The sequence below is a fragment of the uncultured Sulfitobacter sp. genome, from assembly GCF_947502895.1.
Lineage (GTDB): Bacteria > Pseudomonadota > Alphaproteobacteria > Rhodobacterales > Rhodobacteraceae > Sulfitobacter.
In genome coordinates this window covers 198,847-211,645 of sequence record NZ_CANNBM010000001.1, presented here as the reverse complement: position 1 = coordinate 211,645, position 12,799 = coordinate 198,847, and the positions used below count along the sequence as shown (strand labels likewise).

Genomic DNA, 12,799 nt, shown 5'->3' with positions numbered 1-12,799 from the left:
CCCTATATTAAAACCATGAAACAGATACTCGCCGCCCCGCTCGCCCTTGTTCTTCTTACGGTTCCTGTAAAGGCCGAGGAGCCGCCATCGCTCATGGAGCGTGGTGCGCAGTTGTTTTTCGAAGGGTTGATGCAGGAAATGGCACCTGCGCTGGAGGATTTGACGGCATTGATGGAGGAAGCTGGACCGGCGCTGCAGAGTTTTGTCGCCGAAATGGGGCCAAAGCTGCGCGAGGTGTTGGAGGAGGTCGAGGACTGGAGCGTATATGAAGCGCCTGAAGTCCTTGAGAACGGTGATATCATCATCCGCCGAAAACCTGATGCGCCTGATGTGTCGCCCGAAGAGACAATGCCGCAGATCGAGCTTTAACGCTTTGCGGATTTCACAACTGCTTGGGCGTTCAGAGAGGCGGCAAGCGATGTAAACCGCGCCTCTGCAACCTCGCCGAACAACGGCATCATATCGGCGCTGAGGTGCAGATGCAGCTCTTTCTTCTTGGGATACCAGCGCATCTCGCCCAGCTCGGCCACCTTATCCATCCACAACATCGCGCCAAATCGCATGGCCTTGCCCAGAATTTCAGCCTCTGCGCGGGTTTGTTCATCGACCATGTCAAACAGATCGGAAAACCGCGTGTTTTCGCGTTTGTTGGAATAGCGGTGCATGAGGGCGAGACCCATGAATATACGCTCGGAGTGTTTCAGCCCGCCCAAATTGGCGCGAGTTGCATTGTCAAAACAAACCTCGGCGCGATAGTCGGGGTGCGCGCGCCAGCTGACGTCATGCAGCAGACAGGCAGCCTTTATCAGGCGCTTGCGCGGGGCAGGGGCCGATTTGTAAAGCGGCAGAACGAAGTTATAAAGCATCCGGCCAAAGCCCGGGCTGCGCGCGTCTTTGTCTTCGGCAAAGCGGCAGGCCTCGATAAGAGGGTCGCGGTCGCGCAGGCGCTGGGGCATTTGCTCGTAGAGCATTCCTTCGCGGATGCCGTAGCTGGAAATGGCGATGTCTTTTGGTTTGAACGTCTTTACCAAGCGGCTGAGCACCTCGCAGGCGTAAGGTACGAGTGACGCACGGGCAGAGGACACGCCGGCCTCGGCGCGCAAGGTATCCATATCGGATTTGCGAATGAACTCGACCGTGTCGCGCACCGAGGCACGGGTCATGCGGTATTCGTGCAGAACATGCAGGGGATAGCCACGGCGGATCATGTCGATCCGCGCGATGGCCCGCCATGAGCCGCCCACGAGGAACAAGCGGTCCCTCTGGCTGCCCATTTTGTCGGCAAGGTTTTGCATTGTTTCCTTGATATGGGCGTTGCGCGCCTTGGCCCCGCCTTTGATGTCGCGCAATTTCAGCGGTCCGAGCGAGGAAGTCACGCGTTTGCCGACACGCCCGCCCGAAATTTCTGCCAGTTCCAGCGAGGAGCCGCCGATGTCGCAGACCAGACCATACGCACCGGGCCAGCCGAGAAGCACGCCTTGGGCAGACAGGCGGGCCTCTTCCTCGCCATCGATGACCCAAATTTTGATACCCGTCTCGGCGCGGACTTCTTCGCAGAACGCGCGCCCGTCAGTAGCATCGCGCACAGCAGCTGTGGCAACGGCTGTAAGTTCGGACAGGCCCATGCCTTCGGCGAGTTTCGAGAAACGGCGCATGGCAGAGAGCGCGCGCACGCGCCCTTGTGGCGACAGATGCCCTGTATCGGCCATGCCTGAACCCAACGCACACATAATTTTTTCGTTGTAGAAATACGCAGGGCTGCGCGCGGCCCCGTCAAACACCACCATACGGACAGAGTTCGAGCCTACATCGACCACACCGACCCGCCTGAGCGCCCGTGCGCCCGGATCCTGAAACAACGGCTTACCAAACAGGCCCAGATCGGCGACGCCGGTTTCGGGAACTTGGCTGGTGGTTTTTGCGGGGGAGAGATCAGGCATACGCGCTCCGTCAGGTGGGGCGGAAAGTTGCGGTAAACTGGCCCAAGCCGCTGCGCGCGTCAATCGTTAACGCGCCGTGACCGCGCAGAGAAGGACGGCTTTGCCGTCCTTCTCGACATGATTGGCGCGTGTGGCAGGCGTGAGCCACAGATCTTTGACCACGCTACTCTAGTCTTCGGTATGGGTGAGTTTTGGCACATCAGAAGCACCTGCCGATCCGCGCCCGGAGAGGGAAGGATTCTCCATGAAAAAACGGTGACAGCTGAAAGCGAATTGGCCTTCGGGCAGCGGCGGGCGGGTGAAGCTGCCATCGGGTGCCATAACCCAGCTTTGCGCTATATCGGCCATGTTTGCGGCCATGATCTGGCTGGTTATCTGCGCTTTGACTGTCGCGTTCTCAATCTCGATCAGGGTCTCCACTCGGCGGTTGAGATTGCGGCCCATCCAGTCGGCAGAGGACATGAACACGCGCGCCTTTTTATGGGGCAATCCATAGCCATTCCCAAAGCAAACGATGCGGCTATGTTCCAAAAAACGTCCAACTATGGATTTGACACGAATGTTTTCCGACAGACCTGTGATGCCGGGGCGCAGGGCACAGATGCCGCGGATAATCAGGCTAATCTGCACGCCCGCATTGGAGGCCGCATAGAGCGCGTCGATCACCTCATCGTCTACAAGGCTGTTCATCTTTGCCCAGATCACACCTGTTTTGCCCGCGCGGGCGTGATCGGCCTCGGCGGCGATCATCTCAAGCAATCGCGACTTTAACGTGGTGGGCGAAATAGCCAGATTGTCCAGATGCGCAGGCTGGGCATAACCTGACAGGTAGTTGAAAACTTTGGTGGCATCACGCCCCAATTTTTTGTCGCAGGTGAACAGGGACAAATCAGTGTAGATGCGGGCGGTAATGGGGTGATAGTTGCCCGTTCCATAGTGGGTATACGTGACCAGCTCGTCGCCTTCACGGCGTACCACAGTGCTGATTTTCGCGTGGGTTTTCAGATCGAGAAAGCCATAGACCACGTGAGCGCCTGCACGTTCCAGCCTGCGAGACTGGCGGATGTTGGCGGCCTCGTCAAATCGCGCCTTCAGTTCTACCAGCGCAGTAACAGATTTTCCGTCTTCCGCGGCCTCGCAGAGCGCTTCGACAATCGGGCTGTCACGCGACGTGCGGTAGAGGGTCTGTTTGATTGCCACCACTTTGGGATCGCGCGCGGCTTGCTGCAAGAACCGCACCACCATGTCAAAAGTTTCATAGGGGTGATGCAGCAACATGTCTTTGGTGCGAATGGAGCGAAACATATCGCCATCGTGATCGGTGACACGTTCCGGAATGCGCGGTGTAAATTGCGGCCAAAGCAGGTCGGGGCGATCATCTGTTACGAGCTCTGCCAGATCGTCGATGCCGATCATGCCGTCAATTTCGATGACATCTTGTGGTTTTGCGCCCAACTCGGCCATGATTGTGCCCAGCAGTTTGGGGGGCGCGCCGGCGGAATGGGTCATGCGCACAACTTCGCCGCGACGGCGACGTTTCAGCGCGACTTCAAATTCGCGCACGAGGTCTTCTGCCTCTTCCTCGACCTCAAGATCGCTGTCGCGCAGGACGCGAAATTCAAAATGTGCCTTAAGCCGATAGCCCGGAAACAGGTCGGGAACTTTGAGAACCAGCAAATCTTCGAGCGGCAGGAAGCGTTTGCATCCTTCCTCTGCGGGCAAGCGTACAAAGCGGTTGATCTGGGCAGGGATTGGCAGCAGGGCTTGCAACGGTTTTTTGTCGCGGGTGCGCTCGAGCTGAAGAGCCAAGGCAAAGCCGGTGTTGGGCAGAAACGGAAACGGATGGGCAGGGTCGATCGCAAGCGGCGACAGAACTGCAAATACCTGATTGAGAAACACGTTCTCTAGCGCGTCCCGATCATCTGCGCTGAGATCATCAGGCCCTTCGAGCATGATATTCTGGGCGTCCATCTCGATCAGCAAATTGGCTAGTACGCGTTGCTGGCTAAGCATCAGGGCGCGGGCCTGTTCGTTGATGAGAACCAGTTGTTCGGCAGGTGTGAGGCCGTCTGCGGCAGGTGTGGTATTGCCTGCCTGTGCCAACTCTCGCAGGCCCGCAACGCGCACGGTGTAGAATTCGTCAAGATTGTCGGCAGAAATAGAAAGAAAGCGCAACCGCTCCAGTAAGGGAACGCGCGGGTTTTCCGCTTCTTCCACCACGCGCCAGTTAAAGCCCAGCCAACTAAGCTCGCGGTTTTGGAAACGGCCAGTGCCTGTGATGTCAAGATCACCCAAGCTGACGGGTGCGTCAAAAGGGGCGGTAAGGAAGTCGGCATCGGACATGGGCGTGCTTATCCAGCTAAATGAAACGGTAATAGGGCGGGGATTGCCCCATTATCGCGCGGGGGGCGTATCATTGTCCAGCACAACCGCCGCAAGGGCGCGGGTGATTGGGCGCTTGCGGGCAAGACCTTCACGGTCAAGGGCCGCGACCACGCGGTTTGCAGCAGCAAAAGAGCGGTCCATGCGTTTGAGCAAGAAGGGGATCAGATCGGCGGGGGGGACCAGCTGGCGATCAGCCAGCAGTTTGACGAGCACTGCCGCAAGAAGTGCGTCATCTGGCGCATCAATGGAGGCTTCGAGCGCGCCCTGCAAGCGGCTAACGAGATCGGGCAGGGATAGGCCCCAATGTGCTACAGCGCCTGTACCTGTCAGCAGTAACGAGTGACCTTCGGCCAACACCATATTATGCAAATGGAACAACGCGGTCTGTGCGTCGGGGTTATTCTTGATAACATCTATGTCTTCTACTGCGATGTTGCCTTGGGCCAATGCGGGCACATCATCGCTGTGAAGTTCGCAGGCAGGGATAATTCGTGCCTGTGCGCTTTCGGCCCAAACATGGGTCAGGTGGGTTTTACCTGCCCCCTGAGGTCCGGTGAGCACCATTTTGGCGCTTGTCCAGTTGCGCCAATTCTCGATCATCGCAACGGCCATCGCATTGGAAGGCGCTACCAGAAAATCATCACGTCCGCGCGCGGTACGCACCGGCAGTTCGAACCCCAGCTGCATTGCCATCTCAGGTCTCGTCACTGTCCACATCAGGTATCTCTACCTGCTGAGTACCGCGGTACAGAAGGCTCATCTGGTATTGATCGACGCCAAAGCGCGCAATCACGCCAAGTGCGGCGGCCACTGGCACGGCGACAAGCATACCCACGAACCCGAACAAAGCACCAAATACAGACAGCGCAAGGATCAGCCAGACGGGGTGCAAGCCTACGGAATTGCCGACCAGCTTGGGGGTTAGAACATTGCCTTCGATGACCTGACCGACGGCGAATACACCCGCGACCATCCCGATGCTGACCCAGTCTCCCCAGAACTGGAACAAGGCCAGACCAATCGCCAGTGTTCCGCCAATCAGCGCGCCGAGATACGGAATAAACGTAACAATCCCCGCAACGAAACCAACAACCAGACCGAATTGCAAGCCAACCAGCATAAGCGCAATCGCGTAATATGTACCGAGGATCAAACAAACAGTCCCCATCCCCCTGATGAAGGACGCGAGCGTATTGTCGATCTCTTTGGCCAGATTACGAATGGTCGGGGCATGATCACGCGGCAGCAGGCTATCCACATGGGCAATCATACGGTCCCAATCCAGCAGCATATAGACGGCTACAACAGGCACGATCACAAACAGCATGATAATATTGATGATCCCCGCCGCGGAGCTTAGCGCCGTGTTCAAAAGCTCGCCGCCGCGTTCCTGCACGGCAGTGCCCAGCGATATCAGCGAATTGCGCAACGTCGATCCTTCCTCCAGCAGGGAAGGAAATCTGTCGGTCAGGAAAACAGTGAGACGTTTTGTCAAATCGGGGGCAGTCTCAAACAGGTTGATTGCCTGACTGACAAGCGTTGGAATGACCAAGAGCGCCATGACAACAAACACCATGAGTGCAATCACCGTGATCGCAGCAGTAGACATGGCGCGGCTGAGCCCCATTTCCTCCAAACGGTCAGCGACCGGATCAAGGAAATATGCCACGGCACTGCCTAATACAAACGGCAGCAGAACATCGCCCATGTACCACAAGACGATCAAGAATCCGACGCTTGCGATGCCCCAGTATTTCGCTTGTTCTTTGATCGGCAGTGCCATGTTGCTCTCCTTGCGGGTTGGATGACACATCGCCCATGGGCGGCTATGTTTCAAGAGGAGGGGCGCTTATTTGCGCGATCCGCAATGATCCTTGCTGCTGGTCACGGGGTGTCTTTGCTGGACACTTGCGTCCAATGACCACTACGCTGTGGCCCAGAACCGCTTGGGAGGGCTTGTTATGCAAGAAAATCTGCAATTTCCGGAACCGGATGTGCTGATGAAGCAGACGGCGCGAATCCTGAGGGGCAACTCTTACAGTGAGGTCTGGGCTTTGCTGTTGGAAGGGTTGGCATATTTCGGGATCACAGCAGTTCGCTACGGTCTTACCCGCTCGCGTTACGGAATGTCGCTGGGTGACTTGCAAGACATCTTGTTTCTATCGACCTTGGGCGAGCAGGACTTTACCGACTATATCGAGACAGGGCTTTATCGCCGCTCGCCGCATTACCGCTGGATGGCTGAAAACGACGGTGCGGTGTCTTGGGGTTGGTTTGTGCAAGAGGCCGCAGCAGGAAGGTTGAAAGAAGAAGAGCGTGCGTTTTTGAAAGATATGGAGCGTTCGGGCCAGCCTGCGGGTTACCTGCTCAGCTTTCCGTCGGACACCACACGGTTGAAGGGTGGGCTGGGCATGATGGGGCGGCGGGATTGGTCGCAAGCTGACATGGATGCGCTTTGGGTCCAGCATGGTGATTGCATCGAGACAATGTGCATTGCAGCGCACCTGAATATTGCGCGCATGCCTTTGCCCAGCAAACGCAACCCGCTGCGTCCGCGCCAGCGCGAAATGTTGGAGTGGATCGCGGATGGAAAATCAATGCAGGATGTTGCGGTTCTGACGGGCCTGTCCGTCGCTACGGTCGAAAAGCATCTGCGCGGGGCGCGTGATGTGTTGGATGTGGAGACAACAGCACAGGCAATTGCACGCGCGGCGATGTTGGGGCAGTTGTTTGTCGTATCAGAAGATGCGCCAGCCTAGGCAGCGTGTATCCAGACCCGCCAAACTAAATGGCGTCGCTCAGGATGCGCCAGCGGACAAGACGTGTTTTGCCACGCAATCAAGTCATTGCGCAAAAGGAAGCGTGACACGCGGATGACCTAAAATCTGTCGTAAAATGGTCGCGATCGGATGCCAAGCGTTCAGCGTCGGCAAAATGCCTCTTGGACACTGGACAGTTGCTTGACAGCGCCGCGTGGTGCGGCACCCTATTGCAAGACACATAAATGACCGGAGCATGCCTCATGCGCACCCTATTCGACGCCGAACTCGAAGATCGCCTGACGCGGTACGCCGCGATTGACACCCAATCAGATGAAAACAGTGGCAGCCAGCCATCAACGGCCTGCCAGCTGGATCTGAGCAATATGTTGAGCGACGAGCTGAAAGCGATGGGCGCGTCGGATGTCACGTTGACAGATTACGGAGTTGTGCTGGCAACCATTCCTGCAACGGTGGACGGTCCTGTCATGGGGCTTTGCGCCCATGTTGATACCGCGCCACAGTTCAATGCGACCGGCGTAAAGCCGCGTGTGATCAAAGGGTACAACGGCGGCGATATCACCTTTCCGGATGCGCCCGAGCGCAGGCTGGGGCCTGATATCTCGCCGCATCTTGCAGAATGTGTCGGCCATGACCTGATCACGGCTTCGGGCACGACCCTTTTGGGCGGTGATGACAAGGCAGGCGTTGCCATCATCATGACGGCGGCGCGGCATCTGCTGGCGCATCCTGAAATACCGCATGGTGAAATCCGTATTGCGTTTACGCCTGACGAAGAGATTGGTCGCGGGGTTGATCCGCGTCTGCCCGATGATATGGCCTGCGACTTTGCCTATACCTTCGATGGCTCCAAACCCGGCGAGGTCGAGCATGAGACATTTTCGGCGGATCGGGGGATTGTGACCGTCAAGGGAGTGTCGATCCATCCCGGGTGGGCAAAGGGCAAGCTGGTGAACGCGATGCATCTGGCTGCGCGGATCATCGACACGCTGCCGCAAAAGAACATGACGCCCGAGACCACCAGCGGCACGCAGGGGTTTATCCACGCGACGGATATATCGGGGGGTGCAGCAGAAGTGCGTATCGGTTTCATCTTGCGGGATTTCGAGCGTGAGGGGCTGGCCAAAAAGGGCGAAATCCTGCGTGCTGTCTGTGAGCTGGTGGCCCTCAGCGAGCCGCGCGCGCAGATCACCTGCGAGATCACGCCGCAATATCGCAACATGCGCTATTGGCTGGAAAAAGACATGACGCCCGTAAAGCTGGCCCATGCTGCGGTGCGCGATGTGGGGCTAAAGCCTGTATCAATACCGATCCGCGGCGGCACCGATGGCTCGCGTCTGACGGAAATGGGGTTGCCATGTCCGAACATCTTTACCGGAATGCAGGAGATTCACGGACCGCTGGAATGGATATCGGTACAGGATATGGGCAAGGCGACCGAAGTGGCCCTGCGTCTTGCGCAGCGCGCGGTGGCTGCTGTGGAGTGAGGGGCTAGCCCCTCAAACACCCCAGAGGATTTAAGGCCAAGAGACATGGGCATATTGTATCGTGGTATGGTTTGGACTAGGGACGGTGTAGCCGTTTTCAGGAGTTTACCCCCATGCGTTTGAGCCGATATTTTCTGCCTGTTTTGAAAGAGACACCTGCGGAGGCGCAAATTGTCAGCCACCGCTACATGCTGCGTGCCGGCATGATCAAGCAAAACGCCGCTGGCATATACTCGTGGTTGCCGATGGGTTTTAAGGTGCTGCGCAAGCTGGAAAACATCGTGCATGAAGAGCAGATGCGCGCGGGGCACGTGCCGATGCTGATGCCTACATTGCAACCTGCCGATTTGTGGCGCGAAAGCGGGCGCTATGACGACTACGGCGAGGAAATGCTGCGCATCAAGGACCGTCAGGGCCGCGATATGCTGTACGGTCCCACCAACGAGGAGATGATTACCGACATCTTCCGCTCCCATGTGGGTAGCTACAAAGACCTGCCCCTGACACTTTACCACATCCAGTGGAAGTTCCGCGACGAGATGCGCCCGCGTTTCGGCGTCATGCGCGGGCGCGAGTTTTTCATGAAAGACGGGTATAACTTTGACCTGACCAAAGAAGACGCGCTGCACGCCTATAACCGCCACCTCGTCAGCTATCTGCGCACCTATGAACGGATGGGTCTGCAAGCAATTCCGATGCGTGCGGACAGTGGCCCGATTGGTGGCGATGACACGCATGAATTTCTGGTGTTGGCCGAGACGGGCGAGTCAGAGGTTTTCTATGACAGCGCCGTGACTGATCTGCGGTTTGGCGACCGCGCGATTGACTATGACAGTCATGCCGAGTGCGCAGCCATCATGGAAGAGTTCACTACTAAATACGCCCGCACGGACGAAACGCATGACGCGGCCCTGTTCGAGCAAGTCCCAGAGGAGCGCCGCCGCGTTGCACGCGGTATCGAAGTGGGGCAGATTTTCTACTTTGGGACCAAATATTCGGAAGCAATGGGCGCCACCGTGCAAGGCCCTGACGGCAAGGTTGTGCCTGTGCACATGGGCAGCCACGGCATCGGGGTGAGCCGCCTGCTGGGTGCGATCATCGAGGCCAGCCATGATGACAAGGGCATCATCTGGCCCGAGGGTGTAACGCCCTTCCATTGTGGAATTGTAAACCTCAAGCAGGGCGACGAGGAAGCGGATGCGGCCTGTCAGGCGCTTTATGACAGCCTGACAGCGCTGGGTCTTGAGCCGCTTTATGACGATCGTAACGAGCGAGCGGGCGGTAAGTTTGCGACGATGGACCTGATTGGTCTGCCTTGGCGGATCACTGTGGGTCCGCGCGGGCTCAAGAATGGTGTGGTCGAGTTGACCTCGCGCCGCACGGGCGAGAGCGAGGAGCTGCCGCCCGAACAGGCCGTCGAGCGCATTGCGCAAATCTACCAAGGTCTGACCGTGCGCGGAATCTGACTGATATGATACGGTGCGGGGTGGACCTCGCATCGTTTTGCGCCATCCTTAGTCGTGCGTTGTTGGAGGATGTGCCATGAAGAGATACCTGATTTCAGTCGTAGGCTTTGCCCTGCTGGCAGCAGCGGCATGTGCGCAAGGCGTAGAGCAGGGGAACAAGAATGCGCCCCAGTTCACGCCAGCCTGGCCCATGCAGACCCGCGCACCTGCGCAAGACAGCGGTATTCAGTTGCAAGTCGAAGTGTTGGCTGACGGGCTTGATACGCCTTGGGGCATAGCAGTGCTGCCCGATGGTGGTTATCTGGTGACCGAGCGGTCGGGCGCGTTGCGTCTGGTACGTGATGGTCGTGCGGGGCCACCGATTGCGGGTGTGCCGCAGGTTCTCGCCCAACGTCAGGGTGGCCTGCTGGATGTTGCACTGGCCGAGGACTTCGCAAGCAGTCGCATAATTTTCCTGACATACGCAAAACCGATGGGCGGGCGGCAATCGGCGACTGCAGCGGCCCGCGCTGTGCTGAGTGCGGATGGCACAGAGCTTAGCGAAATGCGGGATGTGTTCGTTCAGAACCCGCCTTCGCCAAATGCGATGCATTTCGGCGCGCGTGTGGTGCCGCAAGGCCGCTATTTGTTCATCACCACGGGTGAGCATTTCTCCAACCGCGAGCGGCAGTTTGCGCAAGACGTGGACAAGACTTATGGCAAGGTCGTGCGGGTCACGCTTGAAGGTGAAGCGGCTGAGGAGAACCCGTTTGGCAATGAAGTCTGGTCGCTGGGACACCGGAATGTGCAGGGTGCTGCCATACGCCCCTCGGATGGCACACTTTGGACGCTAGAGCATGGACCCGCAGGAGGTGACGAGCTGAACCTGATCGAACGGGGAGCAAACTATGGCTGGCCGGTGGTGAGTTACGGTGTGAATTATAGCGGCGCACCCGTGGGCAGTGGCAAGGCGCGTGCTGATAGTTTTACCGAACCGCGCTACTATTGGGATCCTGTTATCGCGCCCGGCGGCTTTGCTTTTTACAGCGGCGATATGTTTGCCGACTGGCAGGGCGATGTGCTGGCTGCATCGCTAAATCCGGGAGGGCTGGTGCGGCTGGTGCTGGAAGGCGACCGTGTGGTGGGCGAAGAGCGATTTCTGGACGGGGAGATCCGCGTGCGCGATGTCGAGATTGACCGCGATGGCGCAATTCTGATCCTTGATAATTCAGACGGGCGTTTGCTGCGTTTGACGCCGAGGTAGCAGTTGCATCGGGTCTTGCACATGGTCAGGCTGCGGGTATGAAAAGCTTGCTCATCGCTGCCCTTTGGGCGCTCTTCGTCGGGGCCGCGACGGCACAGCCTGCGGATACGGCGGTTGGGCTACAGGCTGCATTCGATCGCTGGTCACAGGCACATCAGATACCCACTCCTGGATTGGTTGTGATGCATAAAGGTGCAGTTGTGAGTGCTTCGCGCAATGCGGATACACCCGTCGAGATGGCAAGCCTGAGCAAAGCGATTACAGCCGTTTGCGCGGCATCGCTGATCGACGAGGGCCTCTGGAACGCGCAAACCACCAGTGCAGAGGTGCTGGGTTTCGGGCATGACGGTATTACCGTTGCCGATCTGATTGGCCACCACTCTGGACTGATGCCGGACAGTACCCAAGGCCTGACAGCTATGTGGGTGACGTCGACTGTACCGCGCAAACGGATTGTGACCGAGACCGCGCTGAACCGCAGACGCGACGGGGCAGGGACATATCAATACAACAACGAAAACTATGCAGTTCTGGGTGAAATGATAGAGGTTGCTTTGGGCGTCTCTTACGAGCAGGCCTGCCAGCAGCGCGCGCTTGATCCTGCTGGGGTGCAGGGCGCACGCGCCTCGGATGTAATGGGCGGAATGCTGCCATGGGGCGGCTGGAAGATGAGCGCGCGAGAATATGCACGTTTTCACTATCATTGGTTCGGGCCACAGGGCGCATATGCAAAGGGTGCGCCCGCTGCCTTGCGCGTGGATGTAGGCGGCGGCGCGCAATACGGCCTTGGAATGTTCGAACGCCGCGTGGCGGTTCATCGTAACTTTTGGCATTTTGGCCTGTGGTGTTTGCCTTTCCGGCTGGATGCAGGCGCCTATGCGGTCATCTGGAAAGGGGAATGGAGCGCGGTCGCGGTCTATGATAAGTGCATTGACTGGGACGCGATGCGCGCCCTCGATACGGCATTGGTTGAGGTAGTGTACGACAGATGATTTTGCGCAGCATGGCATTGGCAGGTGGTCTGTTCGGGGCAGCAACAACTTCACAATTTCCTGAGTATTCGCAGCAATATTTGCAGCGATTGGGCGGAGCGGTGGATGCGCTGGGACAGGTTGTGGCAGATTTTGACGCCTCTGCCGCTGCTTCTGATCTGAGCCGCGAAGAAGCATTGGCGCAAATGCAAGGCACAGCATTTCTGGAACGACGCGGGGCTGATATGGCCCGCTCCATCACCCGCCATGCGCGGCTGCAGTCCGATCTGGCTGTGCTGCAGGGGCAGGGGCCGTTCATGCGGGCCTACCATGCCGCCCGTTTTACCGACCCAGAGATCGCACAGGCCGCTTGGCAGGCCTATAAGCCAGCGGTTCCCCTCAGTTTTGCAGGCCTGAGTTTTGCAGGCGTAGGATTTGTGCTGGGGGGCTTGGGTGTGGGGCTGATTGCAGGGTTGGTGCGTGCGCCATTCAGGCGGCGGCGGGAAACAGCATAAGATATGCGCAAT

The 12,799-nt window shown here is 58.0% G+C and carries 11 protein-coding genes; 7 read left to right on the top strand and 4 right to left on the bottom strand.

Annotation, left to right across the window (positions count from 1 at the left end; all coding sequences use genetic code 11):
• Positions 1 to 15: 15 nt before the first annotated feature.
• Positions 16 to 369 carry a hypothetical protein gene (locus tag Q0903_RS00990; protein ID WP_299412033.1) on the top strand — a complete coding sequence of 118 codons (354 nt, stop codon included), beginning with the start codon at positions 16 to 18 and terminating at the stop codon, positions 367 to 369.
• Here Q0903_RS00990 and Q0903_RS00985 read toward each other — a convergent pair.
• From Q0903_RS00985 to Q0903_RS00970, 4 genes are all read right to left on the bottom strand, one after another.
• A complete protein-coding gene (locus Q0903_RS00985; RefSeq protein ID WP_299412031.1) occupies positions 366 to 1,940 on the bottom strand; it encodes a Ppx/GppA family phosphatase in 1,575 nt (524 codons plus the stop codon). The two genes, Q0903_RS00990 and Q0903_RS00985, sit on opposite strands and share 4 nt — an antisense overlap.
• A gap of 168 nt (positions 1,941 to 2,108) precedes the next feature.
• The gene (locus tag Q0903_RS00980) at positions 2,109 to 4,283 is read right to left on the bottom strand and encodes an RNA degradosome polyphosphate kinase (RefSeq protein WP_299412028.1); all 2,175 of its coding nucleotides are present in this window, start codon (positions 4,281 to 4,283) and stop codon (positions 2,109 to 2,111) included.
• Positions 4,284 to 4,334: 51 nt separating this feature from the next.
• Positions 4,335 to 5,018 carry a DnaA/Hda family protein gene (locus tag Q0903_RS00975; protein WP_299412026.1) on the bottom strand — a complete coding sequence of 228 codons (684 nt, stop codon included), beginning with the start codon at positions 5,016 to 5,018 and terminating at the stop codon, positions 4,335 to 4,337.
• 1 nt (position 5,019) lies between these two features.
• Positions 5,020 to 6,108 carry an AI-2E family transporter gene (locus Q0903_RS00970; protein WP_299412023.1) on the bottom strand — a complete coding sequence of 363 codons (1,089 nt, stop codon included), beginning with the start codon at positions 6,106 to 6,108 and terminating at the stop codon, positions 5,020 to 5,022.
• A 178-nt stretch (positions 6,109 to 6,286) separates the two neighbouring features.
• Between Q0903_RS00970 and Q0903_RS00965 the strand changes: the two genes are divergently transcribed.
• The 6 genes from Q0903_RS00965 to Q0903_RS00940 all read left to right on the top strand — a co-directional run bounded on the left by Q0903_RS00965 (position 6,287) and on the right by Q0903_RS00940 (position 12,787).
• Complete coding sequence (locus tag Q0903_RS00965; RefSeq protein ID WP_299412021.1) at positions 6,287 to 7,084, top strand: LuxR family transcriptional regulator; 798 nt, start codon at positions 6,287 to 6,289, stop codon at positions 7,082 to 7,084.
• A 263-nt stretch (positions 7,085 to 7,347) separates the two neighbouring features.
• A complete protein-coding gene (gene pepT / locus Q0903_RS00960) occupies positions 7,348 to 8,592 on the top strand; it encodes a peptidase T (protein WP_299412018.1) in 1,245 nt (414 codons plus the stop codon).
• A gap of 113 nt (positions 8,593 to 8,705) precedes the next feature.
• The gene (proS, locus tag Q0903_RS00955; RefSeq protein ID WP_299024185.1) at positions 8,706 to 10,058 is read left to right on the top strand and encodes a proline--tRNA ligase; all 1,353 of its coding nucleotides are present in this window, start codon (positions 8,706 to 8,708) and stop codon (positions 10,056 to 10,058) included.
• 76 nt (positions 10,059 to 10,134) lie between these two features.
• Positions 10,135 to 11,301: a PQQ-dependent sugar dehydrogenase gene (locus Q0903_RS00950; protein WP_299412014.1), complete on the top strand. Its 1,167-nt coding sequence runs from the start codon at positions 10,135 to 10,137 to the stop codon at positions 11,299 to 11,301.
• A gap of 38 nt (positions 11,302 to 11,339) precedes the next feature.
• Positions 11,340 to 12,293 (top strand): serine hydrolase domain-containing protein, encoded by a 954-nt coding sequence (locus Q0903_RS00945; RefSeq protein WP_299412012.1) that lies wholly within the window; start codon positions 11,340 to 11,342, stop codon positions 12,291 to 12,293.
• The gene (locus Q0903_RS00940; protein WP_299412009.1) at positions 12,290 to 12,787 is read left to right on the top strand and encodes a DUF2937 family protein; all 498 of its coding nucleotides are present in this window, start codon (positions 12,290 to 12,292) and stop codon (positions 12,785 to 12,787) included. The genes Q0903_RS00945 and Q0903_RS00940 overlap by 4 nt, the downstream gene beginning before the upstream one ends.
• Positions 12,788 to 12,799 lie beyond the last annotated feature (12 nt).

Coding starts and splice junctions, on each gene's coding strand:
- Q0903_RS00950 (WP_299412014.1), top strand. CDS start 10,135: ATGAAGAGATACCTGATTTCAGTCGTAGGCTTTGCCCTGCTGGCAGCA.
- Q0903_RS00990 (WP_299412033.1), top strand. CDS start 16: ATGAAACAGATACTCGCCGCCCCGCTCGCCCTTGTTCTTCTTACGGTT.
- proS (WP_299024185.1), top strand. CDS start 8,706: ATGCGTTTGAGCCGATATTTTCTGCCTGTTTTGAAAGAGACACCTGCG.
- Q0903_RS00965 (WP_299412021.1), top strand. CDS start 6,287: ATGCAAGAAAATCTGCAATTTCCGGAACCGGATGTGCTGATGAAGCAG.
- Q0903_RS00975 (WP_299412026.1), bottom strand. CDS start 5,018: ATGGCAATGCAGCTGGGGTTCGAACTGCCGGTGCGTACCGCGCGCGGA.
- Q0903_RS00940 (WP_299412009.1), top strand. CDS start 12,290: ATGATTTTGCGCAGCATGGCATTGGCAGGTGGTCTGTTCGGGGCAGCA.
- Q0903_RS00985 (WP_299412031.1), bottom strand. CDS start 1,940: ATGCCTGATCTCTCCCCCGCAAAAACCACCAGCCAAGTTCCCGAAACC.
- pepT (WP_299412018.1), top strand. CDS start 7,348: ATGCGCACCCTATTCGACGCCGAACTCGAAGATCGCCTGACGCGGTAC.
- Q0903_RS00945 (WP_299412012.1), top strand. CDS start 11,340: ATGAAAAGCTTGCTCATCGCTGCCCTTTGGGCGCTCTTCGTCGGGGCC.
- Q0903_RS00980 (WP_299412028.1), bottom strand. CDS start 4,283: ATGTCCGATGCCGACTTCCTTACCGCCCCTTTTGACGCACCCGTCAGC.
- Q0903_RS00970 (WP_299412023.1), bottom strand. CDS start 6,108: ATGGCACTGCCGATCAAAGAACAAGCGAAATACTGGGGCATCGCAAGC.